The organism is Bdellovibrio sp. HCB274 (genome assembly GCF_047306075.1).
GTDB lineage: Bacteria > Bdellovibrionota > Bdellovibrionia > Bdellovibrionales > Bdellovibrionaceae > Bdellovibrio.
This window is the reverse complement of the sequence record NZ_CP178623.1, coordinates 2,045,537-2,071,739: the sequence shown is the minus strand read 5'-3', so window position 1 is coordinate 2,071,739 and position 26,203 is coordinate 2,045,537. Positions and strand designations below refer to the sequence as shown.

The following is a 26,203-nucleotide window of genomic DNA, read 5'->3' as shown; positions in this document are numbered from 1 at the left end:
CTGATTACTCGTAATGAAATGACATTCGGTCTGAAATCGATTTTGGCAAGGCCGGGATCTGACTTCTTGGGATAAAAAATGTCGTAAGGTTAAAGAAATCGCTGAAAATCTTGTGCTTAGCGGTCGCGGCAGCCAGATATTGGTGCCCCGAAGAGCCACCAGTACCGATTTTATTACCCAGCATACGCATCGCCATCATCGCGTGACGGTAGCGCCAGTTCGTCATGTTTTCATCGATATCCAATAGCGCACGGATAATTCTAAATGGCGTCTGCAGGATAGGCTGATCGCGGTAAAGCTGAATCAGAAGGGCCGCATGCATGGCCTTGTAAGACAGACGGAATTGTCCTTCAGCGCGAAGCTTGTTGAAAGCTTCCTCGTTAAATAGTGCATCAAAGCTTTGCAGGGATTTTTCCAGACCCTCGACAGTTTTCTTTTTCTCTTCTGCGGGAATGGCAGCATTCGCCTGAACAATTGCAATGTCCTCAGAGAACATTTTATTCACAGCCTGTTTGTAAGAGTCCCAGAAATTGAAGTTTTCGCCTTGAAGGAAAGGTGTGCGCTCCAGCCACTTTTCCAAAGAATCAAACAAGGAAGGTTGATCCAAAACTTTTAACATCTCAGACTGCTGTCCTTCGCTTAAAGATTTCCAGAACGGAGCCTGATTGTAAGCCAGACGATCTCCGATTCTTAGTCCCAGCTTGGTTTCAATCAAACGCCACTGAAAGCTTTGGAAACCAGAGGCCGGGTAAAGCATGTCACGGAAATCCAGGAAATCCAGGGGAGTCATGGTTTCCAATACGTCGATTTGACCCATGATCAATTTTTGAATTGCTACGATTCTTTCCAGACGTGAAGTCGCCTGACCCATTTCCTCTTCAGCCACTTTGGACTTTTGGAAAGTCGCCAGCACTGAATCCAATTCAAAAAGAATTTGTTTAAACCAAAGTTCATAGGCCTGATGAACCACGATGAAAAGCAATTCATCATGGGCAGGCTTGCCATATTTCACACTGACCGGATGCTGGGCATCCAGAATTTTTTCGATTCCCAAATAATCGTGATAATGGACGGAAGGGTATTTCATCGTGAAAGCTCCTTGATAGCGTTGGCAAAATTTTGAATATCTTCTGTTTGAGTATCCCAGGATGTCATCCAGCGACACTCAAAGGTGTTTTCGTCCCAGACGTAAAAGAAAAACTTCTCACGTAAAGGTTTCACCCAGGTCGAGGGAATTTTCGCAAAGACCGCGTTGCTGGCAGGTTCGTTGCGAACAACAACCCCTGGAATATCGCGAACCGCATGGTAAAGATCGCGCGCGCGCTCGAGCGAGTTCCCGGCGATTTCTTTCCAAAGATCGTTTTTAAAGTATTCGATAAACTGACAGGCAATAAAGCGCGACTTGCTGGGAAGTTGCGAGCTTTGTTTGCGCACGTACTTAAAGTCATGGGCTAAAGCTTTGTTTAAGAAAATTACGGCTTCGCCCATCATCAGGCCGTTTTTAGTGCCGCCAAAACTGACGACATCAACTCCCAGGTCTGTGGTGATTTCCTGAAACGACTTTTGCAAAGAAACCGCGGCATTCGCAAGACGGGCTCCATCGATATGCACGTGAAGCTTGCGCTCCTTGGCCCAAAGGATCAACTCGCGCAGTTCATTCAGGGAATACACTGTTCCCAGTTCTGTGGGCTGAGTGATACTTAAAACCGCACTTTGCGAAAAATGCTGATCGCCGCGACGGATGAAGTGCTGTTCAAGTTTCTCTACAGAAATTTTTCCATCTACTGATGGCACAGGTTGAAGTTTAAACCCACCCATTTGTTCGGGCGCCCCGCACTCGTCCACATTGATGTGTGCCACATCCGCGCATAGAACACTTTGCCAGGGGCGAGTAATCGCACGTAATGCAGTTACGTTTGCAGCCGTACCGTTAAAAACAAAAAAGACCTGAGCCTGGGATCCGAAGTGGGATTTAAAACTGCGAGCAGCGTCTTCCGTCCACTCGTCAGTTCCGTATGAAGGCGCGTGTTCGACATTGGCCTCTTTCAAAGAGTCCAAAATCCGGGGATGAACTCCGGCATGGTTGTCGCTGCCAAAACCGCGATTCATGGTTCTAACCTTTGTTTAAAGTTCCAAAGATAAAATTGTGCGAAATCAAAGCTGCCAATTTGCTGGTGCGTTTATCAGAATCCAGTGGAGGGGAGACTTCATAAATACCCATCCCACGCACATCAAAGTTTTGGATCATCCAGTGCAAGCACTCCAAAAAGTCCTTGGTGAAAAGACCCGTCGTCCAGGACTGCGAGCAACCCGGAGCTTCATTGGAAGTAAAGGCATCGATATCAACGCTTAGGAAAATCTTTTTACGTTCTTTACCAGCCAGATAGGATTTTAAAGAATTCAAAAGGCCATTTTCGTTGATCTGATCCAGGGTGATGATCTCGGCCCCTTTGGATTTGGCCCAGGCGATATGGGCCTGGCTGTTGCACTGATTCTGAATGCCGACTTCTGCAAAGTCGATGTGACCGGAAAACTCCTGCAACAGACGGTGAAATGGTGTGCCCGAATTCATGCCCTTATCAGTGGGACGAACATCCATGTGAGCATCAAAGTTAATCACGACGGCATTGTCTTTATGGTTTTCCGCGAAAGCCGTGCTATCGCAGTAACCATAATCATGCCCACCACCGAATGAAATCCAGTGCTTGTTCATTTTAACCAGGGAGCTGACCAGTTCGCGGCCCTTGGCATGGCGCTCTTCCAGAGGTTTTTCTTTGTTAACCAAGTCACCCAGATCCAAAATCTTTGGCAAACTTTTCGCCGAAAGATGCGGGGTCATTTTGTAAAGGAAGGTGCGAATTTCTTTTGGAGCGACCTGGGCGCCAACGCGACCGCCGTTCAGTCCAATGCCTTCGTCGTCGGGGTATCCCAACAAAGCGAAATCAAAATCATAGGATGCAAATGATGGCTCGCCCTTAGGAAGAAGCTGTACGCATTCCCCAAGGCGAGGATCTTCTTTGTCATTTTTGGTGAAAAGAAGATGCTTGTCAGTGGGATGTAGCCAACTCATTAATTTTGTCCGGTTGTCATTCTATAAAGGATCAGCGTCTTATTTAGAGCCCCTGTATCAGAGCTGTAAATTTTTAGAACCGCAGATCCACGGTGGAATTGAATTGTACCAAATGTCGTACTCTTAGAGTCAGAAAGGAACATGACCCATTCTTTCCCGGAACTAGGTACCAGGCTGTAGCTGTATTCAATTGGCGTTTGAGAAATAGATTTATAGTCTTTGTTGCCAGTCTCAGAGATTTTTTGAGCGGCATAGAACTTCATCGTGTTGAAGTCCTGAACATTAATAACTGCCTCGCTGGAGTACCAGTTGCCCAGCATACGGCGAAGACCCACGTACTCAACACTTTCAATCGAAACTGTGCAGTGAGCAGGATTTTTCTTACCAGTAGCGGTGATCACATCACCTGGAGCAAGTTTAACGAGTGCACTTAGTGCCGTTTCGTTGTTAGAGGCGACAAGATAGTTATTGCAAGGATCATCCGTCTTAAGGAACATCTGCTGACCCTTAAGTGCAACGGTACCACCAACAGTTTGCGCAGAAGCGACAACCGCCGAAGTAACTAGCGTGAGGACGAAAAATAATAATCTCATGGCACCCTTGTTCCATGGGTAAAAACGGCGGTCAATAACAAAAGTAGAAAGCAAATTGACTAACACCGTCATGCCTAGATGGTGAGCAGATCTTGCTCTAAAGAGCATCAGTAACTACACTTATTCGTAATGTTTAAGTCTAATGATCTCAATATTTTGTCCTTCCCGTGGAATGGTCAGCTGCCGAATTCAAAACAAGTCGTCGTTCGCGACATCGATGTTGTGGGTGTCGGGGCCATTCGAAAATCTCAACTGCTAAAAATTCAGGCAAATCACGACTTCATTTTACAAACGCATTCATCATTTATCCCGGCAACTGTGCGCAGTATTTACGATGAAGAGTTAAAACGAACTCTGCAGTGGTTAAAGCCGGTCAGTGTGAACGACATTTCGAGCTTTGATTTTCCTACAGAAGTTATTCATACATTTGAGCGATCCTTTCCAAAAACAACGGCCTATCTTGGTGTGATGTTAAAGCCGGCTTTGGAAAGTTATTTGAAGGAGATGGAGTGGAGCAGTTGGTTGCTGCAGGATCACTGGCGCTACTTCAGTGGATTTATTCGTCAGAAGTATCCTGAAAAACCGGCGCTGCGCGAACTTGTTAACTGGGAGTGGATTCATGCGTGGCTTGAAATTCAACCTTTTGAAATCGAAAAATCCAAAGGTAAACAAATCACTGTTAATCCAAGCCTGCAAGTCTTGGCGTTGACCGAGAACAATTCGGAATTACAACGCGAGAAAGGTTTATATACTTTTGTATATGATCAAGAAACGGTTAAAATTGCAGAAAGAAAATTGGACATTTACGAGGCCGCATTGTTGGATCTGCTTGCGGAAGATCGCATTTATACTGAAGAACAACTCCTGGAAATGGCAATCCTCGAGGAGATAGAACCCGCTATAAACAGAAACGAGTGGACAAAAAGAATAGAAGTTCTGCTCGCTTCCGCGGTTTTGGTTAAGTGTTGAGTTAAAAAAAATTTATCGAACGCTTGTTTTTATTCTGCGTCGCTGGTAGCGTTCAAAGTGGACACGGTACGTACTCGGAGGAAATGTTAAAATGGCTACACAAGAAAATAAATTGGCAGCTTTTCTTAAAGAATGTCGTTTGAAATCTGGGCTTTCTCAAAAGGAAGTTTCCACGGTTCTTGGTTATGAAACTGCACAATTTGTATCTAATTGGGAGCGCGGAGTTTCTTCCCCACCAATTTCAAGTTTGTGGAAATTGGCTGGATTGTACAAAATCTCAGCGCAGAAATTGTTTGATGTAGTTTTGGAAGAAGAGCTTCGTTTGACAGCTATCAATCTTAAAACTCGCTTTAAACAAGCTAAGTCTTCTTAATAGATTTAGAACAAGTGTTTAAATAAAAAGAGCAGCTCCTAAGGCTGCTCTTTTTTTATTTGCATTGGCTGTGATTAGTAATGCGGTGGTTTTTCGTGGCCACGGATTTCCGCGTCTTCGCTTCCTAAGACATCCTGCAGACGTTTGGTTAATCCCGAGAGCAGTGTTTCCAGCTTGTCGATGGTTTTTTGTTGCTCATAAATCACCTGATGCAATTCTTCAATCACCACATCCTGGTGAGATACTTTGATTTCTAAATTCACAATGCGGGATTCGTCCACAGGAAGTTCCTTAAGGGTTGGTTTTCTCGGAGCCTTTGGTGTGGAAGAATTCTTCCTTCACCAGCTCATAAAACGAATGTTGGCTCACGATATGGGATATACCAGCTGCCACGGCAGCACTCAACATCATGGGGAAAAGCGAGGAGTGACGGTCTGTCATCTCGAATATAAGTATGAACGCCGTAAAAGGCGTCTTCATAAAGCCTGTAAGAAATCCAATCATCCCACACAAAATCAATAGATGATGATTATGGGGCCAGATAATCTCGGAAAACAAAGAGCCCAAGGTTGCACCAATTGCCAGGGTTGGCGCAAAAAGCCCCCCTGCCACGCCTGCGATAGACATAATGATTGGCCCCACCATACGAACCAACACATCAGACGAAGTGGCCCAGGCATCCTTAAATAAAAGATCCGTGATGATGGATTTACCACCGCCCACGCCATGGGCATTCCAAAAATAAATGCACAGCCAGAACACGAAGCCGCAGGCTATGTTAATTGCGATAAGTTTCTTGTGGTTCGCGATCTTTTTTCTGAAGCTCATGATGCTGAAAAATATTTTACCCAGCACCGCTCCCAGAATTCCAGTGAGGGCGGCGAGAGCGATGATATAAAAATAGCTCTGCAGATTCACGGACATGATGGAAGGGAAACCAAAGTAAAGATATCCCCCGAGTGCCGTTTGCACGATCAAACCGGTCGCCATAACAGACCATAGAACATAGGTTTTAAAGTTGTTGAAATAATCTTTGCTCAGTTCCTCAAGGGCGTAAACGATGCCTCCCAAGGGGGTGTTGAAAGCCGCTGCCAGTCCTGAGGCACCGCCGGCCAAAATAAACGAGCGGGTGGAGGTTTGACTGATCCACTGGGTGGATTTTTCACCGATTCTAAAAAAGATCCCCGAAGCAATCTGCAGCGTCGGTCCTTCCTGACCCACGGCGCCTCCGCCCAGTACGCAAATAATGGAAGAAACGATTTTTACCAAAATCACCCGGATGCCAATCAAAGAACGAATGAGTTTTGAATCCGTGGTGGGATCAAGTTCATTGGCAATTAACATCTGCGGAATGCCGCTGCCACCAGCCTGAGGAGCCAGTCGGTGAGGAAGGTACCAGCTTAAGAAAACCGTGGCCACCGTCGCCAAAAGAGAAATCACCCAATGGGTTTCATGCAGAAGCTTCATCGAGAGTTCTTCAGCAGCGAAAAAGATTTTTGTGTAAATGATAGAAACAGCGGCAGCAAAGAAACTCGCAACCAGGAACGGCACGATTCTGAGTGATTCCTTGTATTGCAATAATTCGATAAGTCTGTGGAGCTGGAAGCGTATTGCCGACTTGTTCATACATCAGCAATACTCTTATCAATGGATGATGGGAATTAGTTTCTCTAATTGTGACGGCTTGTCACTCGGGGAAATTAAATCCCTTTCATTATATCACTAAGATGCTGAATGTGTTGCAGGGGATGTTGTCCCACGCGCTCAAGCATTAATTTTTTCGCAGCTTCAGCCTTAGGCACGCCCTCGAAGGTAATCAGACGATCAATCGCATTAGCAGAGCAAACAATCACCGCCAGGGGATCAATGTCTTTCTCGCGCATTCCAAGCGGGCCCGAGCCATCAATCAGTTCTTCGTGCTGAGCAATGATGTTGATCACAGTCTGATCAAAGTGCTTTTTGTCGCGAACTTGGGTGGCACCCTCGGAAGGATGTTTCCACCATAGCAATTTGTCGGCTTGATTCATCGCGGATACTTTTTGATTTACGTTTAATCCTGTCAGGAAGTGACCGTAGTCATGCAGCAAAGCACCTAACGTTAAGAGTTGCGTTTTCTTAAGATCCGTCACACCCAGCTTCTGAGCCAGTGCAATCGCAAGCGTAGAAACTGTCACCCCATGGTGAGCCAGGTTCTTATCCGTGTTTTCCATATTCATGATCGTGGACAGGGATTGTTGATTGCTCATAACGAAGCTAACGTATTTTCCGGCAGCGTCTTTGGCGTAGTTGTATGTTGTTTCGTTTTCTGGATTTTCAAAGACCTCTTCAGCGTTTGATTGCTGCGCGCCTTGGATGACTTCAACACGGGTTTGCAGATCCTTGCCCGAGGAGTTGTCGTAGGCCATATCCAGATTGCGGTCGACATAGCCACGGTACATTTGTTCTTCGCTGGTCAGAATGTACATCTTGCGCAGTTGTTTTTCTTTAAGGCGTTTCAGGCGGTCGCCTTCAAAGCTGTCACCACGACGTAGGTAGAGGATCATCTTATCGTTGATTTTGATGTAGGCATTGAAATCAATTTTTTGGTCCCCTCTGAGGGTGCTCACGCGAATTGAGACATAATCCATTGCTTCCAAACCTCTCGATTGCTATCGTTAAACCAATGTCGATTGATAAAGAAATTGTAAAAGATTTTGTGAGCGAGTCAAAGACCTTGATTGAGGATCTGATAGATCTTCTCGAAGGTATTGAAGGTGATTTTTCTCAAGTGCAGAAGTTGGCCGATTATGGGAACGGTGTAGACCGCATTATGGGGGGAGCAAAGTCCCTGGCTTTGTCTGCGCCCACGGATCATGCAGTTCATTTAATTTCTGACTACACCGCACTTTGTAAGGCTGTCGGATACAAGGCTTCGCAGATTCAGGGCAATCAAAGTCTTTTTGATGTGTGTGTCGCCACTTTGTTGGATGGCTCTGAAACTTTAAGCACTCTTTTGGATCGTATTGACGAGCCCATGGCGAATTTAAAGACCACCATTCCCCAGGCGTTTATTGACCGCCTTCGCTGGGTTTCCGGTAAATTTTCTGATGATGTTTCTGCCAGTGTCAGTGAAAAAGGAGCGGGAGCTCAGGATGCTGGAAAACATAAATTGAAACAAAATGAAATCGATGACCTTCTGAAAAAACTAGGACTGTAGTTGTCTTAGGGTCCACAGGGCGAGTTCACCCAGTTTTTCATGATCTCTCAGGGCTTCAACTTCTGGTTGAAGCTCTTTTAATTTGCGGTTCGCGGTAACAATCAAAGCATTGCGTTTAAGTCCAAAAGAGCCCGCACGGGCCAGCGGTGTCCCCAGAAAATCACGGCTTAATTTTTTTCCGGAACTATTTAGGATATAACGAAGCTCCGCCGTTAATTTGGTTTCCTGATCGGCTGCCAAGCTCAGGCTTTTCTCAATTGAAAGCTGACCTTTAAAGACCTTTTGATTCCAAGGGCAAACGGTTTGGCAAAGATCGCAGCCAAAGAACCAATCACCAATTTTTTCGCGCAGGCTTTCCTCGGGAATTTGTCTTGATTCGATAGTCAGGTACGAAATGCACTTTCTGGCATCCATTTTTCGTGGTTCAATCAGTGCTCCCGTCGGGCAGATGTCCAAGCAGCGCGTGCAGGTGCCGCAAAAATCAGGCAGGGGCTCAATCGTCGTTGCAACTTTTAATGAAGTGACGATTTCACCAATAAAAAACAAACTGCCTTTTTTCGGATGAATCACGCAGGTATTTTTACCGACCCAACCCAAAGCAGCTTTTTTCGCCAGATCTCTTTCCAATAAAGGGGAGCTGTCGGTGAATGCCAAAAACTCCTCGTCAGGGAAGATTTTGCTCAATTCCACGCAAAGCTTTTGCATGCGCTCTTTAAACCAAAAGTGATAATCAATCCCTTGGGCATACATACTGACCCGGGCGGATTTCAGCGGGAAGTTTTCGATTTTTTCAGGATGGGGAAAATAGGGCATGGCAAACACCAGTGCGCTTTCAGCACGGGACCATTTGCTTTGGGGATTTTCCTTAATCGGCGCATGATCGGCAAGATACTTCATCTCGCCATGCAGACCCTCGGCAATCCAGCTGCGGTAAAAATCAAAACTTAAAGGATTTTGCAATGGCGCCCAGCCAAAGTGGGAGACTCCCAATTCGGTCAAGTATGGATCTAAAAGAGGTTTTATCTCCTGAGGCGTCACGCGAACAATTTCTTTCTTTCACCCGGTTTTTTTGTACACTGAAAGGCATGGATCAAGTTCGCACGATTTTGCAATCTCATCCCCATTGGTCAGCTGTAGAGGCAATCTATCACAGATTGACCGATAAAGGCTATAAAGCGTTTTTGGCCGGGGGCTGCGTGCGCGATGCTTTATTGGGGTTTAAAGCCAATGATTTGGATATCGCGACCGATGCGACTCCGGATCAGATTGAGCAGCTCTTTGAGAAGACCATCAATGTGGGTAAAGTTTTCGGGGTGATGCGGGTTCTGATCGGCGGGGCAGATATCGAAGTCGCCACCTTCCGTAACGATGGCACTTACAAGGATGGACGACGCCCTGATCACGTCGAATTTTCCAGTCCCGAAGAGGACGCCAAACGCCGTGACTTCACGGTGAACGCTTTATTTTACGATTTAGAAAACCACCAGATTCTGGATTTCGTCGAAGGCCAAAAGGATTTGCAAAAGCAAATTCTGCGCACGGTAGGTGAAGCGAAAAAACGTTTTACCGAGGATCACCTGCGCCTGCTTCGTGGTGCCCGTTTTGCAGCGCAACTGGATTTTGCTATTGAGGAGCAAACCATGGGAGCCATGAAAGAAATGGCACCTTTAGTGAAAACCGTCAGTGGCGAACGTTTACGTGATGAAATGGGAAAACTTCTGAAATCCAAAAACGTGCCTTTGGGTTTAAGAGTGATGCAAGAAACGGGTTTGCAGTCAGTGCTTTTCCCGTGGAAGGCCCTGGATGTCGAGTGGACTGCTTACCCAGGTTGTGAGATTTGGCAAAATCTAAGTCTTTTCCTGCGTGGAGCCTCGGCTGATGATTTGCAAAACAGCATCGAGCTATTAAAACTTTCCACCAAAGAGCGCCGCGGAATCGAAGATGCCTGGAATATCTGGCAAGCGCCGGAAAACTTCTTCTTGCAACGTTTAGGACAGCAGATGCAGCAAATGCAAAAGCCGGGTGTTGCCTGGGCCCTGGATGTTTTGATGAAGGAAGGCCATTTTGAAGAGCGTATTTTAAATCTGTTCAGTGTATGCCGTGGCTTTGGCCAGGAATTGCCAAAACCTTTTTTGACCGGCGAGGATTTGAAGGGGAAACTGCAGGGACCTGCTATTGGGATTTGCCTGCAGGAAGCTTTTAATCTGCAGCTTGAAAAACAGCTGAATGATCGCAAGCAAGCCCTCGTGTGGCTGGAAAATTATTTAAAGAAAGCTTAGGGACTAGAGAATGAACGACATCTATGTGGCCAGCACCTGGAAAAGACTCTTTGCTCAATTAATAGATCAGGTCTTCTTATTGGCTTGCTATCTGCCTTTTGGGGTTTTGTTTTACCGCGTTTGGTTCACGGATGGCGAAGTCGAAATTTCCCTGTTTCAATTGATCATGCTATTCCTGGTGCCAGCCTTGTATGAAACGGTTTCGTTGATGTTGATATCTGCGACGCCGGGAAAATGGCTTTTGGGATTGAAAGTGGTTCCAGCCGATGATCCATCCAAAGAATTGCTTTACACCCAGTGTGTTCTGCGTCCGTTGACCAGTCGTCTGACTTTCTTTTTCTCCTGGGCGATCTATGCCCTGGCTTTTTTCCGCTATGACCGAACTCATCTGTCTGATTGGGTGGCTGAAACCCGCGTGGTGCAATTTTCTCCTCGCCCCAACAGACCGACAATCCGCCGGGTTGTGGGCACATTGCTGATTTTGTCTTACGCCTATGAGGGCATGTTGTTTTCTTCAAGAGTTATCAACGAGATCAACTGGAATACCGGCAAGGCTGACCTGCGCGCCCTGGTGCAAATCAGTGACATGGAAGATGTCTCCATGGATTTAGGCGAAGAGTTGGGGGAGGAATAAGATGAAAGCCGCATTTTTGATAGTTTCATTGTTTTTCGGTTTCACAGCGTTGGCGAAACCTCCCGCAAGTGCTGATTATTCAAAAATCGATCTAATTGGTGTACAAGTTCTCAGCCCCGCTGGCGACAATTCATTTCCATGGGCTGTTAAGCCTATGGTGAACGGGTGGGAAGACCTTTATAAAAAGCTGGAGCAGGTTTCTGGCACCCAAATCTCCTCACAGATTTTCTATCTGGCTGAAAAGACATCCTTTAAAAACATCTTTGTCTTCATCGGTCGCGACAGTGCCGGTGACTATCAGTTCGTAAATGTCTTCTACACGATGTCAGGGCAAATGTACGGCTCTAATATGAAAGTGATGAATGTCGAACAAGATCGCCTGGATGTGGCGCAAGGAATTCCCAACGAACAACCCAAGGACTACTACCGGGTCGTCGCAAAGCAGTTGTTTCCGAACTAAGGTTTAAATTTTTTAGCGATAGTGCTGATCATCACCAGATCAAATTGACCATCGCCACTGATGGCTTCGTCTTTCATCGTACTCATTGCAACCTGCGGAGCCAAAGCCGAAGCCTGGTCACGCAAAGCCGTCATTTGATGAAACGAATAGGCGATGTTTAAAAGCTTACCGAAGGCTGTGATGTCTTCAGTCTGCAGAGCCTTCGGGAAACCCCGTCCGCCAGGGAGCTCGCGGTGTTGCATGATGCCGTCCTGGATGTCCTGATTGATAGGAACCTTTTTGGCTTTAACCATGTTCACAGAGCGCTCTGGATAAAACTTATAGTCATGGGCCTGCTCGGCTGAAAGTTTTTCGATACTGATTTCGGTCGCAGAAAAATTCGCCTGGGACAGGCCGATGTTGTGTAGTAGTCCTGCGATCGCTGCGGATTCACGCTTTTCATCGGGCCAATCCAAAAGCTGCGCAAAATAGGCTGCGAAAGCCGAAACACACAAAGCATCGTGATAGTAAGAACGGGTGTTGCCCGTATAGCGGCAAACCTCGTCATAAATTTCTGAAGTTGGCAGAGTTTTATTAAGTTCAAGCTCAGTGATGATGGTTTTACATTTATCCAAAATCGCCTTTCCCATGGAGTAATCCCCAGAGGCGGCATTTAGAAACTGCTGCATGAACTCGTAAATGTTCTTTTTGGAGCGATGGAACTTCTCTGTCATCGAGATCGGAAAAGGAATGTTGCGCATGCTCATGATCGTGCGGGCAAACTCAAAGAACTGCTTCATTTGGGTTTTCTTCACGTACATTTGCTGGCGCATGTTTTTAAACTTTTCCACGTGACGCTCTTCAATTACGTCCCCGCTGTGGCGCAAAATCACCGAGCGATGATTTGCTGGCAAGTGCACATACACATCAAAGTTTAAAGCGATGTTAGGTTCCATGTCGCGCAAATCCACCGGCATCAAGGCGGTGATAGGAATGTTTTCCCCTTCAAGTTCGATCGGGGCCAATTGTAAAACCATGTCCGAGATAAACTCCCGGTCAAAGTTGATATGCATCACCTCGTCGGCGCCGTTCTTTTTAACAACGTTAAAATCCAGCGGGGCAGAGGAATGCAGAACAATCAAATGGCATTCGGGATAGTTCATTTTGGTGGTTTGAACCCACTCATTGGTGGTGTTCGTTCCCGCGGAACCATCGATCAAGGCAAGGGTAGGTTTGAATTCGGCGTTGGAAGAAGCGTCGATGATTTCGTCGAAGCTTTTGAATTGCTGCAAGATGTACGGGTAGTAGCCCTTTAGAACTGTTTGAATGGTCTCTAGAAACCCCGGATGAGGGCTTCCTATGATCACATCCACCGTTTTTCCCGGGCTCACCGACATTATTGCACCGTGATCTCCACGTAGAAAGTGGAGTTGTTGGACAGATTAAAAGGGATGACCAGAGTCGCGCCCTTATCCGCCTGAGTAATATTAAAATTACCAGAAATTACCGTAGGAATTGCCATCTCGAAGTTGTAGCCCATTTGATTCAGGGTCGTCTTAGCCGAGCCATAAATCATGTTGGTCATCTCACCAACGGCGTCCTGAACTTCATTGTTAATCTCTGTGTGTTTTTCTCCCAGCATATTCTCCAAAATATGGAAAATGGAATCCTTGCCGTAAGAAATCAAAAGAGTTCCTTTAAGTGGGGGAGCAACCATACCCACCATTCCCGCGATCTCACCTTTAAGTACAAAGGATGGCTCGATGAATGGTTTGCCGGGTGTGGCATCCGTTTGCGCAATAGTCTTTAAGGTTTTAATCACCCCATCGACGAATGCATTTATAAGACGTTTGTCAAAGAGTGGATTCATTGCATCCACTTTTGGTGCTGCAGACATTTCAAATACTCCTTAAATGCAATCGGTTAGGCGGCTTTTGCGCCAGCGTGTTTAGCCCATACGCGTTCCATTTTCCCCTTTAAAGTCTGGGAATTGAATGGCTTAACCACGTAATCGGAAACTCCGGCTTTTGCTGCTTCAAGGATGTGTTTTTGCTCGGATTCTGCAGTAACCAGCATGAACGGTGTTGCTTTAAAGCGAGGGTCCGCTTTGCAAGCTTTCAAAAGGTCGATCCCCTGCATACCAGGCATATTCCAGTCAGAGATAATGAACTCGTATGGCTTACCTGCGTCGTGAGCGGCTTGGATCATCGGAAGGGCTGTTTTACCATCATCCGCTTCCTCGACGTTCGTGTAGCCAAGTTCGTTTAAAACCTTTTTGATGATTTTTCGCATTGTGGAAAAGTCGTCAACGATCAAAAATTTGGTCGTATTGGGAAACATAATATCTCCTAGGGGGCTATTTTGTGTAAAATCTTCTTCATTATCGGTCTAGTTTTTTAAAACTAGAGTCCAAAGCTATTGCGAATCTCAGAATTTATGTCAGACTTTATTACAGGTGGTCGTGCTGCTTTTGGACATGAGTCCTGGGTGGTACAAACGGTTTAGATAGAAAAATAAAAAACAATTAGCGGGAGGGAGCAAGGATGCTCAGAGATGTCCTGATTCAAAAAGGTCTTTCAAATAGAGAGGCAGAAGTTGCAGAACTTGTGTCTAAAGGCTTGTCCAACAAGGAAGTTGCGAACCAGCTTTTTGTAACTGAAAAAACAGTTAAATTTCACCTTACAAACATCTACAAAAAGATGAATGTGAAATCTCGTGCACAATTGATCGTATGGTGCTTGCCTCACCTTGGTTTCGTGGAAAGCGAAATCCGCGCAGAGAGCAACAACCAAAATGCGACTACTGCTCAGACTTACAACAATAACCAGACGCAAACGATCCCAGCTGGATCTGCGACTGTAGCTGGTGCTACGACTCTTCCAGGTGGCGGAATGAACCGTAATGGTAACTCCGACATCGGTATGGGTGGCATCTAATTACAGACGCCCAAAGCGTTGACTGAACTCCCAGAGAGTTTAGTATAAAAGGCACGGCATAATATGCTGTGCCTTTTGTTTTTTTAATGATAGCAAATGGACTTTCTTGAAAGGCTCCACTCTATGGCTAAATCTTCGAAGCCCGTTTCTTTTTCCCAGGTCGTAATGACTCAATTGGTTCTTCCTTCACATACCAACGCATTGGGTTCTGTGTTCGGGGGAACGATCATGTCGTGGATTGATATCGCTGCCGCTATCGCAGCTCAACGTCACTCCAATAAAGACGTGGTCACCGCTTCCATCGATCGTATTAATTTCGTGGCTCCAGTTTATAAAGGCTGGGTTGTGAATTTGAAGGCGAGTGTAAACTACACATCCAGAACTTCCATGGAAGTCGGTGTGCGCGTAGATGCCGAAGATCCAAAAACAGGGGAGACCTTCCACACAGCGACAGCCTACACCACGTTCGTGGCGTTGGGTGCGAATGGCAAGCCTATCGAGGTCCCTGGTTTGGAGTTAACTTCCGAGGACGACAAGCGTCGTTATAATGAGGGCAAAGCTCGTCGTGAGCAGCGCCTTAAAGAAAAGCGTCAGGACTAATCAGAATCTTGAGACTGGTTGCGATCGTACATCAGTCTCAATCCATAAACCTGCACGAAGACAAAAACTATCATCATAAATTTCATAAAAAACTCCAGAAGCTGTTCCAGAATCGGAACCGGGCTTAAGGGTCTGGTCATTTGATAAATGATCAAAGTCAGAAGTGAAATAATCAGATTTCCGAAAATAAGTTCCACGCGCATGTGATTTAAAAAAATCACCGGATTTAAAGCCACAATCAAAAGCATTGAGATTGCATGGGTGATGATCGAGGGAATTGTCATTAAAATGCCCAGTGAAGCATACATCAGGGCTGTCTGAATAATGACGGCTTGTAGATTTTTTTCTGTCGTAAAAAGAGTCGTGCAGATCACGCCCAATATTGCAAGGACTGCGAGGCCAATGAGTTTGACCAGCACCACATCCATTGCCAGGTAGTAGAAGCAAAAGGTGATGCTGACAGCCCACACGCTTAGGCAAACGTATCTACCCAGATGATTTTGATTTACGGCGAAATTACTACTATTGAACATACTGCTAAAAATCCCCACCACTGCGATATGGGATTATTATAACTGACATTCAACAGTTACATCGTTTTGATCCGGTAACACTTTAAAATAGAATCCTGTTTTGAGGCGCTCTAACTCGCCAGGATTAATTATAATATGCGGGTTACCTCGCTTTTTTTAGCGAGGTCGTTAGATTATTTTACGATGTAGTCTTTCCAGCGGTTGATCAGCGATGGAGTCAGCTGTGTGTAGCAGACCGTGCCCTCGGTGGCAGTCTCTTTTCTGCTGATCTGTGCCTCGCGACCCAAATCGAAAATCTTGTATTCCTCAGCGCGCGGGAAGTACAGTTGCACATCGGTTTGCATTTCGCTCACCATCTGCGCCATCAGCTTTTTCAATTGCTCCATACCTTGACCAGTCAGAGCGCTCACGAAGACCCGTGGATATTGTTTCACCCGGAATTGACGCTCCACTGGTGCTGCATCCACTTTATTAAAGACGTGGATGATTTTCTTATCAGCCCAGTTGAATTCTTTAATCAAATCCTCAACGACTTCGATTTGTCTTTCCATGTTCGGAGAAGACAGGTCGACCACGTGAAGTAAAACATCGGCCTCAGCAGATTCTTCAAGTGTTGCTTTAAAGGCCTCGATCAACTGTGTAGGAAGTTTACGGATGAATCCCACGGTGTCGGTGACAACGGCCGGAGGTCCATCGTTCAGAAAGATTTTGCGAGTTGTAGGATCCAGGGTCGCAAACACCTGATTCTTTGTCATGACCTGAGCACCAGTCAGGCGATTCAGCAATGAGCTTTTTCCGGAGTTTGTATAACCAATCAGTGCGAAAGATGGGATTTCGTGGCGTTTGCGTGATTGTCTGTGTTGCGCGCGGTTGCGACGAACACCTTCAAGTTTTTCTTTAATCAAGGCGACGCGCTCGCGAATGCGACGACGGTCGTTTTCGAGAGCGGTTTCACCGGGGCCGCGGGTACCGATACCACCACCTTGGCGGGATAGGGATTCCAGCCAGGCGCCGACCATGCGGGGCATCTGATCTAGCAATTGTGCAAGTTCTACTTGAAGTTTTCCCTCAAAGGTCTGCGCACGCTGGGCGAAAATATCCAGAATCAACTGATTGCGATCCACCACGCGAACTTTAACTATTTGCTCTAAGTTTCTTTGTTGAACACCAGAAAGCTGATGATCCATCACCACGATAGTGGCCTGGCTGTCGCGAACCATTTCAGCGACTTCTTCAACTTTTCCGGATCCGATCAGTGTGGCGGGGTTCCAGGAGGGCAGAACCTGGATGATCGAGCCCACGACTTCACCACCTGCGGCAGTGACGAGCTCTTCCAATTCCAGCAGATTTTCTTTGATTTCGGTGAGTGGCTCGGTCTTTAAACCGACCCCGATGACAATGGCTCTATCGTGAACTTTGACATGGGCTTGTTGACTCAAATCTAAGAACCCTCCCTTGGTCTACCTTAATTCTAGCACTGTCATGGGTACCTTCAAAGACAATTTTTTGCCATTTTTGCCAATGTGCATGGCTTCCAAAGCGGCCTTTGGGCTCATGCTTTTCCACACATTAAGACACGTGAACTTGGCCCTGTGGGTTAAACAAATCAAAATTTTCTTTTAAATGCAGCTGGATTTTTTGCGGGAGTCGGGATGGCGAAGAAGTTCAATATTACTCAGCAGGATATTTTGGAAATACCAATCAAGGCTGAGATTTTTAGTACTGAAAGACTTGAGGAGTATGCGGTCTATCTGGGCGAAAACCTTAAAACCGGAAAAACCACTCCATCGCGAAAAACTCTGATCAAGCGCAGTTCTGAAAATGGAAAAAAACTTCTGATCGCCTATCGCCTGCTGGCAACCGTGGGCCGTAAAAAAGAATCCGTTTCCCCGGCAGCGGAATGGCTGATTGATAATTTTCATATCGTGGAAGAACAGTTGCGGGAAATCGAAGAGGATCTGCCACCTTCCTATTATCTGGAACTTCCGAAAGCCACAGAAGGGGAGCTTGCCGGCTATCCGCGCATTTATGCCCTGGCCCTGGCTTTGATTGCACACTCGGACAGTCGCTTATCAGTGGATTTGATCCGCCGATTTGTACTGGGATTTCAGACGCGCAGTTATTTAAATATGGGCGAGTTGTGGGCGGTTGCGATCACGCTGCGAATTGCCTTGGTCGAAAACCTGCGACGGGTGGCCTTGCGTATTGCCTGGGATTTTAATCAGTCAGCAATAGCCGATGATCTGGTCGAACAACTCCTTGAAAATGTCCGTCGTCCCAAGAAATTTCAAAAGTACTTAAAGCAAATCGTCAGTCACTGTCAGGGCTCGGTGGAAACTGAATTGACCTTTATCGCCCAGGTGGCGAAACGCCTGCGAGATGCGGAAGCAGACGTGTGGCCGGTCATCGAGGCCATGAACGCGGAACTGGCAAAAGTAAATTTGAACATCGAACAAATTGTCGCGCGCGAGCATCAGCACCAGGCAACCAGTCAGGTGACCATTGCCAATATCATTTCCAGTATGCGTTTGATTAACAATATTGACTGGAAAGTCTTTTTTGAAAGTGTCAGTCAGATTGATCGCCTGCTTGAGGAGGATCCTTCAGGTGATTATGCCAGGATGGAGTTCATCACGCGGGATGATTACCGTCACAATATCGAAAGAATTGGCAAACGCACCAAAACGCCGGAACGTGATATCGCCACACGCGCTATCGAACGCAGTCAGCAGGATCATTGCCATGTGGGGTACTATCTTTATGGTAAAGGTCTGCGCAGTTTGGAGCAGGATTTTAAATATCGTCCCCGCTTGCGGGAGTCATGGTTGCGGTTGACGTTACGACATCCAACATTGGTTTACTTTTCCAGTATCGCGGTTCTGATCTGTTTAACCATGATCGGTCCTATTGATTACGCAATGACCAACACCAAATACTGGTATGGGATGGTGGCTGCAGTCTTTGCGATGTTTATTCCCTTCAGTGACCTGGCCGTGACACTTTTTAATTACGTACTAACCCGGGTCATCAATCCGCGCAGACTGGGGAAAATGGATTTCCGCAAGGGAGTTCCCGCAGAGTATCGAACCCTGGTTATAGTTCCGTGTTTGCTGACGGATGAAGAAACCATTGAAAATCTGGTCGAAAGAATCGAAGTTCATTACCTGGGTAATCTGGATTCCCAGGTTTATTTTGCGCTGGCCACGGATTTCGTGGACGCCGACAGCGAGCATCGTCCCGACGATGAAAAACTGGTTTCACTGACTCAGCGGGGAATCAATCGACTTAATGAAAAACACGGAGCGGATCGCTTCTTTTTCCTGCATCGCAAGCGGCTGTGGAATCCCCATGAGAAAAAATGGATGGGGTGGGAGCGAAAACGCGGCAAGATCGAAGAACTAAATCGCATTCTTTTAGGCAAGGGTGAAACCAGTTACACCATCATGACGATCCCCGAAGAAATCGTCCGTACTTTTAAATACGTGATTACTCTGGACGCCGACACGCAGTTGGGTCTGGAAGGTGCCCGTCATCTGATCGGTGTGGCTGCCCATCCTTTAAATCGCGCAAAGTTCAGCGAGCTGCGACGTCGCGTGACGGATGGTTATGGCATCATTCAGCCTCGCGTGAGTATTTCTCTGGAGAGTTCTTCGCGCTCTGTCTTTGCTTCGGTGTTCTCGGGGCACACCGGAATTGATCCTTACACCACGGCGGTGTCCGATGTTTATCAGGATCTGTTCAATGAAGGAAGTTTTACCGGCAAGGGTCTTTACGATATCGAAGCCTTTGATCGGTCGCTTGAAGGACGGGTTCCAGATAACACAATTCTAAGTCATGACTTGTTTGAGGGTCTTTATGCGCGTACGGCCTTAGCCACGGATATTGAAGTCATGGATGATTACCCCAGCTCCTATAAAAGTTATTCTGCCCGGGCCCATCGCTGGGTGCGCGGCGACTGGCAAGTGGGACCTTGGACTTTGCCTTTTGTGCAAAATCACGAAGGAAAAATGGTGGTGAATGATCTTCCCCTTATTTCCCGCTGGAAAATCTGGGACAATCTTCGCCGCAGTTTGGTGGCGCCTTGTTTGATGTTTTTGTACGTGGCTTCTTGGTTGATTCTGCCGGGGGATGCGTGGTTTTGGACCGGGGTCGCGACGGTGACGATTGCGATTCCTATACTGTTGCAGCTAGTGAATGCTTTAATGGTATCCCCTCGGGGCGGAAGCTGGACCAGCAGCTTTTGGAGTGAGCTCGGAAAAATTCAAACTCACATCGGACAGTTCTTGTTGGCTTTGGTTTTCCTGCCGCATCGGGCGGTTAACGATCTTGATGCCATTGTCCGTGCGATTTATCGAACCCGTGTTTCGAAATCCAAACGTCTGGAATGGATGACGGCGGCCACAGCCGAAAAGCATGAATCCCATGGAGGATCATTTTGGCGAAGCACAGCGGGGGTCGAAACACTTCTCGCAGTAATTCTTTTGGCAGTTATTGTTCGCTGGAATTTTAATGTGGCCCTGGTCGCTATTCCTTTTCTGACAATGTGGGCTGTGTACCCTTGGATGGCGAAGCTTACACAACGAAAAATCGAGAAAAAGCGCGAAGAGCTTTCCACAGACGACAACGAATACCTTTTCAAAGTGGCTCGTCGCATCTGGTTTTTCTTTGAAACATTTGTGACGGCCAAGGACAACTGGCTTCCGCCAGACAATGTTCAGGAAGATCCCGAGCAAGTCGTTGCACACCGAACGTCGCCCACGAACATGGGATTGTATGCTTTGTCGACACTGTCGGCGCGGGATTTTGGTTTTATTTCTGTTCGAGCGGCTTCAGATCGCCTGCGTGACCACTTTACGACACTGGGTAAATTAGAACGTTATCGCGGTCATTTCCTGAACTGGTACGACACGACGAATTTGTCACCACTTTATCCGCAGTATGTATCAACGGTTGATAGCGGAAATATGGCGGGATACCTGCTGGTGGTCAAAGAGGGCGCCCAGGAATTGCTGGATGCTCCTTTGTTCAGCCCAAGCTGCCTTCATGCTCTGAAAGTAAATCTGGAGTTTATGGAGGACGAAGTTAAAAAACTTCAATTGCAGCGTCAGGAGACAGGAGCCTTAAGTGCCACTCACCTGGTTGAGCAAATCAAAAGTACTCAGCAAATTTTGGAGGAAGGGGCGCCGGGCACGCTTTCCCAATGGGCGGGACTTATTCGCGCCATCCAATTTTCCGTGGAAGATTTCAAAGACAGCCTGGATGCCCTTGAAGTGGAACACGGTGGCCGTTTTTATAATAAACTTCGCGGTTGGACCAATGCTCTGACGACTTTGGTGGTAGATCTTAAAAAGGACGCTGAGCTTTTTGTGCTGACTCAATTGATCAGTCCCGAAAGCAAGGCCTGGCTTGCAACGATTCCGGGTTACCACGATCTGGATCAGGCGCAGTCATTATATGCGACGGCTGAAAAATACCGGAACTTCTTTGCCCATCTGAACGAGATTTCCGAAAGCGATTTGCCTGCGGAACTAATAAAATATCGTGAACTGGGTTTAAAGGTTTTAAACAACACCGTGGGATTGTGTAACGATCTGGCCACGATCTCCGAACTCTGCGAAACCTATTTCACTGAAATGGATTTTAGCTTTCTGATTGAAAAAGATCGCGAGGTTTTTTCCATCGGCTTTAACGTCAGTGAAAATCGTCATGACAATTCATATTATGACCTGTTGGCTTCTGAATGCCGACTGGCGAGTTTTGTGGCGATTGCCAAGCGGGATGTTCCAGCCAAGCACTGGTTCCGTCTGGGGCGGCAACTGGTGCCAGTCGAAGGAAAGCGTGCGCTCGTTTCCTGGTCGGCTTCCATGTTTGAGTACTTAATGCCTCATCTGGTGATGAAAAGTTACGAGAACACTCTTATCGGTGAAACTTTGTATGCGGTCGTGGACCGGCAGATCAGTTACGGAAAAAAACTAAATGTGCCGTGGGGGATTTCAGAGGCGGGATATAACGCCCGTGATTTGAACTACAACTATCAATACGGTCCTTTTGGTATTCCAGGCTTGGGTTTAAAACGGGGATTGGGTCATGACCTGGTCGTTTCGCCGTATTCAAGTTTCCTGGCTGCGCTGGTCGAGCCCGTCATCGCAACTAAGAATCTGCGCAGCATGCAGACGCCGGAAATACTTACTGAGTACGGCTTTATTGAAGCTATCGACTATACGCCGGATCGAATTGCACCGGAGCAGCCCTACGCACTGGTTAAGTCCTACATGGCCCATCATCAGGGCATGAGCTTAATTGCGATTGATAATATTTTAAACGCCGAGATTATGCAAAATCGCTTTCATGCGGAACCGCGCGTGCGTGCGGCGCAAATGCTGTTGCAGGAAAGAGTTCCTGAATACATGGCCTTGACCGAACCCAAAGCGGCCGAGATTGAATGGGAAAGCGCTGGCGACTCGTTGATGAAGTCCTTTGTGCGAGTCTATGACGAATCTCCGCATCACAGTCCGCGGGTGCAGATTTTATCAAATGGTGAATACTCGCTGATGCTTTCAACCAGTGGTTCAGGTTTTTCCAAATACGGAAAGCTAGCAGTCACGCGCTGGCGCGAGGATGCGACCCGCGATAACTGGGGTCAATACATTTATATTCGTGACGTGGAAATGAACCAGGCCTGGTCTGCGACTTATACACCGACCATTCGTAAGCCTGATACTTATAAAGCTGTCTTTTCAGAGGATCAGGTCGAGTTCATGCGAAAAGACCTGGATATTAAAACTATCACCCGGGTGATTGTGGCGCCTGAAGACAATCTGGAACTGCGTGAGGTGACTCTTACAAACATGTCTGGTGAGGAAAAAATTCTGGAGCTGACCAGTTACTTGGAGCCTGTGTTGGCTACTCTCGCGGCCGACCATGCTCATCCCGGATTTAGTAATCTGTTTTTACAAACTGATTATCTGGAACAAAAACGCTGTCTGACGGTGAAACGCAGACCGCGCTCCAGCGAGCAAAGTGAGATTTATGGCTTTCACGGCATCGTCGTGGATTCAGAATTTGTTGGCGAGATTGAATATGAGACCGATCGTTCGCGTTTCATCGGACGGGGGAGAGACACTTCAAATCCTGCGGCTTTAAAAGCCGGAAGTACATTGTCTAACAGTATCGGTTCGGTGCTGGATCCGGTTTTAAGTTTGCGGGTTAAACTGCGCGTGCCCCCTGGTGGCATTCGCAAAGTCACTTTTAAAACGGGTTATGCATCAAAGTATGATGAACTGTTGCAGTTGGTGGATCGCTATCAGGATGCTCACTCTTTTGATCGTGAATCAAAATTAGCCTGGACGAAATCCAGAATTGATCTGCGCCATCTGGGAATGGATGCCGAATCTGCATACTCATTTCAACGCTTGGCAGAGCGATTGTATTTTTCTGATCCTTCCATGCGCCAGCCAGCACACTTTCTGGCCGAGCACACGCGCGAGCAGGCCAGTCTGTGGCCATTCGGTATCAGTGGAGACGTGCCGATTGTGGCGGTCATGATCGGTGATAAAAAAGATATGGGTCTGGTACGCAAGCTTTTGCGGGGGCACGAATACCTGCGCTTAAAAGGTCTGGCATTTGATTTGGTCATCATGAATGAATCCAAATCCACGTATCTGCAGGATTTGCAGGATGAAGTGCAGTGGCAGATTCGTTACGCCGGTCTTCATGACTGGCTGAATAAGCCCGGTGGAATTTTCAGTCTGAAGATGGACACTTTACAGGAGGCAGACCGCGCACTTATTCAGGCGATGGCCCGGGTCGTGATTTCCAGTGATGCGGGAACTTTCAAGGAGCAGGTGTCACGCAAAGTGCTTCCGATCAAGTATGCCGAAAACTTTTCGCCGAAGAGTCAGCCCTCGTCCTATGAACATAAGAAGATCACGCACAAGAGTTTGCAGTACTTTAACGGACTTGGAGGTTTTTCTGAAGACGGCCGCGAGTATGTGATCAGTCTGCAGGAGGATCAGTGGCCTCCGGCGCCCTGGATTAACGTCATTGCCAACGCCCATGACTTTGGGTTTCAGGTCAGTGAATCAGGTTCTGGTTTTACCTGGGCGGTGAACTCCCGCGAAAACCGACTGACTCCTTGGTCGAACGACTCGGTTTCAGATCCGAACACGGAAATTATTTATATCCGTGACGACGACTCAGGCGAAGTTTGGACTCCGACACCTTTGCCAATTCGGAATCGCGAGCAATATACCATTCGTCACGGTCAGGGGTACTCGGTCTTTGAGCACAGTGCCTTTGGTCTTTCCCACGAGTTGACGATGTTTGTGCCGCCAAACGATACGGTGAAGATCACGCAGTTGAAAATTAGAAACATCAGTGGTCGCAATCGTCGTCTGTCGTTCTGGGCTTATGTGGAGTGGGTGCTGGGAAATCAGCGCGAAAAATCTGCTCCGTATGTTCTTTGTGAAGCGAATGACGATAAAACTTTGTTTGCCACAAACGCCTATAATCACGAGTTCGCAGAGCGGGTGTCGTTCTTCCGCACCAGTGCAGAAGTTCAGTCGTTCTCCTGTGATCGCAAGGAGTTCTTGGGTCGTAACAAATCCTACTCCCATCCCGAAGCCTTAAAACGCCGCGGCTTAAGTGGCTATACAGGTATCGGTCAGGATCCTTGCGCCGCCCTCCAAGCCAGCTACTTCATCCGGGATCAGGAAGAAATCGAGATCGTATTTCTTTTAGGCCAAGCACCAACGAAAATGGCGGCTCAAAATCTTTCAGAAAAGTATCTTACTCCGGACGCCGTGGCAGCTGCTCTTCAGGGAGTGCATGAGATGTGGGATCATCATCTGGGGGCAATCCAGGTTTCAACGCCCGAGCCTTCCTTGAATCTGATGGTGAATCGCTGGTCGTTGTATCAGTCTTTGGTTTGCAGGTTATGGGCGCGCTCTGCGTTCTATCAGTCGGGCGGTGCCTATGGTTTCCGTGATCAGTTGCAGGACTGCATGGCGTTTGTATACTCCACTCCGGAAATCGCCCGTGAACATATCTTGCGTGCAGCGGCTCGACAATTTCCGGAAGGAGATGTGCAACACTGGTGGCATCCACCCACAGGTAGGGGCGTGCGCACGCATTTCTCGGACGATCTGCTGTGGCTTCCTTATGTGGTGGCTCACTATATTCAAGTGACCGGGGATCGTGGCATTTTGGATCAGGAAGTTCCGTTCATTGAGGCACCATTGTTGACGCCTGAACAAGAGGACTCCTACACGCAACCAAAAATAAGTGACGAGAAGGCGACGTTACATAATCATTGTCTGCGCACTTTTGAACACTCCATGAAAGTGGGTGTTCATGGTTTGCCTTTGATTGGTTCCGGGGACTGGAATGACGGGATGAATCGCATCGGGGAAAAGGGCAAGGGCGAGAGCGTGTGGATGGGGTGGTTCCTGCACAAGGTGATGCATGACTATCTTCCATACTGTGATTCTGAAACTAAACAGCGCTATGAAAAGCACATGGCTCAACTGCGCGACGCGATTGAAACCAAGGCCTGGGACGGCGAGTGGTATAGACGGGCGTACTTCGATGACGGCACTCCCTTGGGAACTTCTGAGGGTCAGGAATGTCGAATCGATTCCCTGTCACAGACCTGGTCTATTTTATCAGGCGTGGGGCAGCCCGAGCGACAACGACTGGCGATGAGTAAAGTTGAAGAAAACCTGATCGTAAAAGAAAAGGGTTTAATCAAACTTTTAATCCCGGCATTTGATAAAACGAAATTAGATCCCGGATACATCAAAGGATATGTGCCAGGAGTGCGTGAAAATGGGGGACAGTACACTCACGCCGCTATCTGGGTGGTGATGGCCTTCGCAAAACTTCAGGAGCGGGAAAAGGTACTGGAGCTATATAACATCATCAATCCCATTCACCACGGACGGACCCGCGCGGGAATGCAAAAGTATAAAATTGAACCTTATGTGATTGCAGCCGACGTTTATGCGGTCGAGCCGCACGTGGGGCGCGGTGGTTGGAGTTGGTACACGGGCTCTGCAAGCTGGTTCTATCGCGCAGGACTGGAAGCCGTTTTGGGCTTTAATATCATCAATGGTGAAATTGTGATTGCACCATGTGTTCCGGAAAGCTGGAGCAGTTTCGATATCACTTATCGATTTAAAAGCACCACCTATGCCATCAAAGTGCAGATCTCGAAAAAGGGGCCACTGCCGGAAAAAAGAATTCCGTTAGAGGACACCGGCGGTCGTAAAGAAATTTTGCTGGAATTCCGGGAGGACTCTTCAGAGTCAGCCCAGAAGTTTACCGATTCTCACCCTTAATACGGGTGGGAGTTTTTGGGGTAAGAGCATCACGTTTATAGTGGTTGATAAGAAGAGTGAAACTTTGTGTGAATGATAAAGAGTTCAGGGATTCGTAAAGGTTCTCTTTAGGTGTGACTTCGGCAGGGTTCGGTTTGCTTTTGTTTTCCGTCTTTGGTGTTTCCTTCATGAGTTCCTCCAGTCATTTTAGTTTATTATATTGGAGGGACCCGGGAAGATAAAAAAAAGGCCTGTGTTTTACCAC

At 47.2% G+C, this 26,203-nt stretch carries 23 protein-coding genes; 9 read left to right on the top strand and 14 right to left on the bottom strand.

The window, feature by feature from the left end; all coding sequences use genetic code 11:
* Positions 1–4 precede the first annotated feature (4 nt).
* The 4 genes from ACLWNV_RS10110 to ACLWNV_RS10095 are packed head-to-tail and all read right to left on the bottom strand — an operon-like array spanning position 5 to position 3,663.
* Positions 5–1,087, bottom strand: a complete 1,083-nt coding sequence (locus ACLWNV_RS10110; RefSeq protein WP_413584274.1) for a tryptophan 2,3-dioxygenase family protein — start codon at positions 1,085–1,087, stop codon at positions 5–7.
* Positions 1,084–2,109: a threonine aldolase family protein gene (locus tag ACLWNV_RS10105; protein WP_413584273.1), complete on the bottom strand. Its 1,026-nt coding sequence runs from the start codon at positions 2,107–2,109 to the stop codon at positions 1,084–1,086. The genes ACLWNV_RS10110 and ACLWNV_RS10105 overlap by 4 nt, the downstream gene beginning before the upstream one ends.
* Before the next feature lie 4 nt (positions 2,110–2,113).
* Complete coding sequence (locus ACLWNV_RS10100) at positions 2,114–3,070, bottom strand: formimidoylglutamase (protein WP_413584272.1); 957 nt, start codon at positions 3,068–3,070, stop codon at positions 2,114–2,116.
* The gene (locus ACLWNV_RS10095) at positions 3,070–3,663 is read right to left on the bottom strand and encodes a hypothetical protein (RefSeq protein WP_413584270.1); all 594 of its coding nucleotides are present in this window, start codon (positions 3,661–3,663) and stop codon (positions 3,070–3,072) included. Before ACLWNV_RS10095 ends, ACLWNV_RS10100 begins: the two co-directional genes overlap by 1 nt.
* Positions 3,664–3,792: 129 nt before the next feature.
* Between ACLWNV_RS10095 and ACLWNV_RS10090 the strand changes: the two genes are divergently transcribed.
* Entirely contained in the window at positions 3,793–4,632 is an 840-nt protein-coding gene (locus ACLWNV_RS10090; protein ID WP_413584269.1) for a hypothetical protein, read from the top strand.
* A gap of 91 nt (positions 4,633–4,723) precedes the next feature.
* Entirely contained in the window at positions 4,724–5,005 is a 282-nt protein-coding gene (locus ACLWNV_RS10085) for a helix-turn-helix transcriptional regulator (RefSeq protein ID WP_340597225.1), read from the top strand.
* Positions 5,006–5,079: 74 nt separating this feature from the next.
* Here the strand turns inward: ACLWNV_RS10085 and ACLWNV_RS10080 are convergent, their stop codons facing one another.
* The 3 genes from ACLWNV_RS10080 to ACLWNV_RS10070 all read right to left on the bottom strand — a co-directional run bounded on the left by ACLWNV_RS10080 (position 5,080) and on the right by ACLWNV_RS10070 (position 7,611).
* Entirely contained in the window at positions 5,080–5,286 is a 207-nt protein-coding gene (locus tag ACLWNV_RS10080) for a SlyX family protein (protein ID WP_413584268.1), read from the bottom strand.
* Between the two features lie 10 nt (positions 5,287–5,296).
* Positions 5,297–6,631, bottom strand: a complete 1,335-nt coding sequence (locus ACLWNV_RS10075; RefSeq protein WP_413584266.1) for a chloride channel protein — start codon at positions 6,629–6,631, stop codon at positions 5,297–5,299.
* 74 nt (positions 6,632–6,705) lie between these two features.
* Complete coding sequence (locus ACLWNV_RS10070; RefSeq protein ID WP_413584265.1) at positions 6,706–7,611, bottom strand: HD-GYP domain-containing protein; 906 nt, start codon at positions 7,609–7,611, stop codon at positions 6,706–6,708.
* Positions 7,612–7,700: 89 nt separating this feature from the next.
* On the opposite strand from ACLWNV_RS10070, the gene ACLWNV_RS10065 reads away from it, so the two are divergent.
* Positions 7,701–8,201: a hypothetical protein gene (locus ACLWNV_RS10065; protein WP_413584264.1), complete on the top strand. Its 501-nt coding sequence runs from the start codon at positions 7,701–7,703 to the stop codon at positions 8,199–8,201.
* Here the strand turns inward: ACLWNV_RS10065 and queG are convergent.
* Positions 8,190–9,239 (bottom strand): tRNA epoxyqueuosine(34) reductase QueG, encoded by a 1,050-nt coding sequence (gene queG / locus ACLWNV_RS10060; protein WP_413584263.1) that lies wholly within the window; start codon positions 9,237–9,239, stop codon positions 8,190–8,192. The two genes, ACLWNV_RS10065 and queG, sit on opposite strands and share 12 nt — an antisense overlap.
* A gap of 47 nt (positions 9,240–9,286) precedes the next feature.
* On the opposite strand from queG, the gene ACLWNV_RS10055 reads away from it, so the two are divergent.
* Genes ACLWNV_RS10055 through ACLWNV_RS10045 form a run of 3 tightly spaced genes read left to right on the top strand, consistent with a single transcriptional unit; the run spans position 9,287 to position 11,574 of the window.
* On the top strand, positions 9,287–10,480 hold the full coding sequence (locus ACLWNV_RS10055; RefSeq protein ID WP_413584262.1) for a CCA tRNA nucleotidyltransferase: 1,194 nt from the start codon (positions 9,287–9,289) through the stop codon (positions 10,478–10,480).
* A gap of 10 nt (positions 10,481–10,490) precedes the next feature.
* Positions 10,491–11,114 (top strand): RDD family protein, encoded by a 624-nt coding sequence (locus ACLWNV_RS10050; protein ID WP_413584261.1) that lies wholly within the window; start codon positions 10,491–10,493, stop codon positions 11,112–11,114.
* Between the two features lies 1 nt (position 11,115).
* Positions 11,116–11,574 (top strand): hypothetical protein, encoded by a 459-nt coding sequence (locus ACLWNV_RS10045; protein WP_413584260.1) that lies wholly within the window; start codon positions 11,116–11,118, stop codon positions 11,572–11,574.
* Here the strand turns inward: ACLWNV_RS10045 and ACLWNV_RS10040 are convergent.
* The 3 genes from ACLWNV_RS10040 to ACLWNV_RS10030 are packed head-to-tail and all read right to left on the bottom strand — an operon-like array spanning position 11,571 to position 13,893.
* On the bottom strand, positions 11,571–12,950 hold the full coding sequence (locus tag ACLWNV_RS10040) for an HD-GYP domain-containing protein (protein WP_413584259.1): 1,380 nt from the start codon (positions 12,948–12,950) through the stop codon (positions 11,571–11,573). The two genes, ACLWNV_RS10045 and ACLWNV_RS10040, sit on opposite strands and share 4 nt — an antisense overlap.
* Complete coding sequence (locus tag ACLWNV_RS10035; protein WP_413584258.1) at positions 12,950–13,450, bottom strand: chemotaxis protein CheX; 501 nt, start codon at positions 13,448–13,450, stop codon at positions 12,950–12,952. The genes ACLWNV_RS10040 and ACLWNV_RS10035 overlap by 1 nt, the downstream gene beginning before the upstream one ends.
* A 26-nt stretch (positions 13,451–13,476) precedes the next feature.
* The gene (locus ACLWNV_RS10030; protein ID WP_413584257.1) at positions 13,477–13,893 is read right to left on the bottom strand and encodes a response regulator; all 417 of its coding nucleotides are present in this window, start codon (positions 13,891–13,893) and stop codon (positions 13,477–13,479) included.
* 203 nt (positions 13,894–14,096) lie between these two features.
* Between ACLWNV_RS10030 and ACLWNV_RS10025 the strand changes: the two genes are divergently transcribed.
* Together ACLWNV_RS10025 and ACLWNV_RS10020 are read left to right on the top strand one after the other, a co-directional pair.
* Positions 14,097–14,489, top strand: a complete 393-nt coding sequence (locus tag ACLWNV_RS10025) for a response regulator transcription factor (RefSeq protein ID WP_340597237.1) — start codon at positions 14,097–14,099, stop codon at positions 14,487–14,489.
* A gap of 123 nt (positions 14,490–14,612) precedes the next feature.
* A complete protein-coding gene (locus ACLWNV_RS10020) occupies positions 14,613–15,089 on the top strand; it encodes an acyl-CoA thioesterase (RefSeq protein WP_413584256.1) in 477 nt (158 codons plus the stop codon).
* Here ACLWNV_RS10020 and ACLWNV_RS10015 read toward each other — a convergent pair.
* Both ACLWNV_RS10015 and hflX read right to left on the bottom strand, forming a co-directional pair.
* On the bottom strand, positions 15,086–15,622 hold the full coding sequence (locus tag ACLWNV_RS10015; protein WP_413584255.1) for a hypothetical protein: 537 nt from the start codon (positions 15,620–15,622) through the stop codon (positions 15,086–15,088). The genes ACLWNV_RS10020 and ACLWNV_RS10015 overlap by 4 nt on opposite strands.
* A 173-nt stretch (positions 15,623–15,795) precedes the next feature.
* Positions 15,796–17,061 (bottom strand): GTPase HflX, encoded by a 1,266-nt coding sequence (gene hflX / locus ACLWNV_RS10010; protein WP_413584254.1) that lies wholly within the window; start codon positions 17,059–17,061, stop codon positions 15,796–15,798.
* 213 nt (positions 17,062–17,274) lie between these two features.
* Here hflX and ACLWNV_RS10005 point away from each other — a divergent pair, with 213 nt between their 5' ends.
* Entirely contained in the window at positions 17,275–25,959 is an 8,685-nt protein-coding gene (locus ACLWNV_RS10005) for a GH36-type glycosyl hydrolase domain-containing protein (protein WP_413584252.1), read from the top strand.
* Here the strand turns inward: ACLWNV_RS10005 and ACLWNV_RS10000 are convergent.
* Positions 25,940–26,128, bottom strand: coding sequence for a hypothetical protein (locus tag ACLWNV_RS10000; protein WP_413584251.1), 189 nt, complete (start codon positions 26,126–26,128; stop codon positions 25,940–25,942). The genes ACLWNV_RS10005 and ACLWNV_RS10000 overlap by 20 nt on opposite strands.
* Positions 26,129–26,203: the final 75 nt, after the last annotated feature.

Coding starts and splice junctions, on each gene's coding strand:
- ACLWNV_RS10050 (WP_413584261.1), top strand. CDS start 10,491: ATGAACGACATCTATGTGGCCAGCACCTGGAAAAGACTCTTTGCTCAA.
- ACLWNV_RS10000 (WP_413584251.1), bottom strand. CDS start 26,128: ATGAAGGAAACACCAAAGACGGAAAACAAAAGCAAACCGAACCCTGCC.
- ACLWNV_RS10040 (WP_413584259.1), bottom strand. CDS start 12,950: ATGTCGGTGAGCCCGGGAAAAACGGTGGATGTGATCATAGGAAGCCCT.
- ACLWNV_RS10105 (WP_413584273.1), bottom strand. CDS start 2,109: ATGAATCGCGGTTTTGGCAGCGACAACCATGCCGGAGTTCATCCCCGG.
- ACLWNV_RS10095 (WP_413584270.1), bottom strand. CDS start 3,663: ATGAGATTATTATTTTTCGTCCTCACGCTAGTTACTTCGGCGGTTGTC.
- ACLWNV_RS10020 (WP_413584256.1), top strand. CDS start 14,613: ATGGCTAAATCTTCGAAGCCCGTTTCTTTTTCCCAGGTCGTAATGACT.
- ACLWNV_RS10110 (WP_413584274.1), bottom strand. CDS start 1,087: ATGAAATACCCTTCCGTCCATTATCACGATTATTTGGGAATCGAAAAA.
- ACLWNV_RS10030 (WP_413584257.1), bottom strand. CDS start 13,893: ATGTTTCCCAATACGACCAAATTTTTGATCGTTGACGACTTTTCCACA.
- ACLWNV_RS10090 (WP_413584269.1), top strand. CDS start 3,793: ATGTTTAAGTCTAATGATCTCAATATTTTGTCCTTCCCGTGGAATGGT.
- ACLWNV_RS10045 (WP_413584260.1), top strand. CDS start 11,116: ATGAAAGCCGCATTTTTGATAGTTTCATTGTTTTTCGGTTTCACAGCG.
- ACLWNV_RS10025 (WP_340597237.1), top strand. CDS start 14,097: ATGCTCAGAGATGTCCTGATTCAAAAAGGTCTTTCAAATAGAGAGGCA.
- ACLWNV_RS10085 (WP_340597225.1), top strand. CDS start 4,724: ATGGCTACACAAGAAAATAAATTGGCAGCTTTTCTTAAAGAATGTCGT.
- ACLWNV_RS10035 (WP_413584258.1), bottom strand. CDS start 13,450: ATGTCTGCAGCACCAAAAGTGGATGCAATGAATCCACTCTTTGACAAA.
- ACLWNV_RS10005 (WP_413584252.1), top strand. CDS start 17,275: ATGGCGAAGAAGTTCAATATTACTCAGCAGGATATTTTGGAAATACCA.
- ACLWNV_RS10100 (WP_413584272.1), bottom strand. CDS start 3,070: ATGAGTTGGCTACATCCCACTGACAAGCATCTTCTTTTCACCAAAAAT.
- ACLWNV_RS10055 (WP_413584262.1), top strand. CDS start 9,287: ATGGATCAAGTTCGCACGATTTTGCAATCTCATCCCCATTGGTCAGCT.
- ACLWNV_RS10015 (WP_413584255.1), bottom strand. CDS start 15,622: ATGTTCAATAGTAGTAATTTCGCCGTAAATCAAAATCATCTGGGTAGA.
- ACLWNV_RS10075 (WP_413584266.1), bottom strand. CDS start 6,631: ATGAACAAGTCGGCAATACGCTTCCAGCTCCACAGACTTATCGAATTA.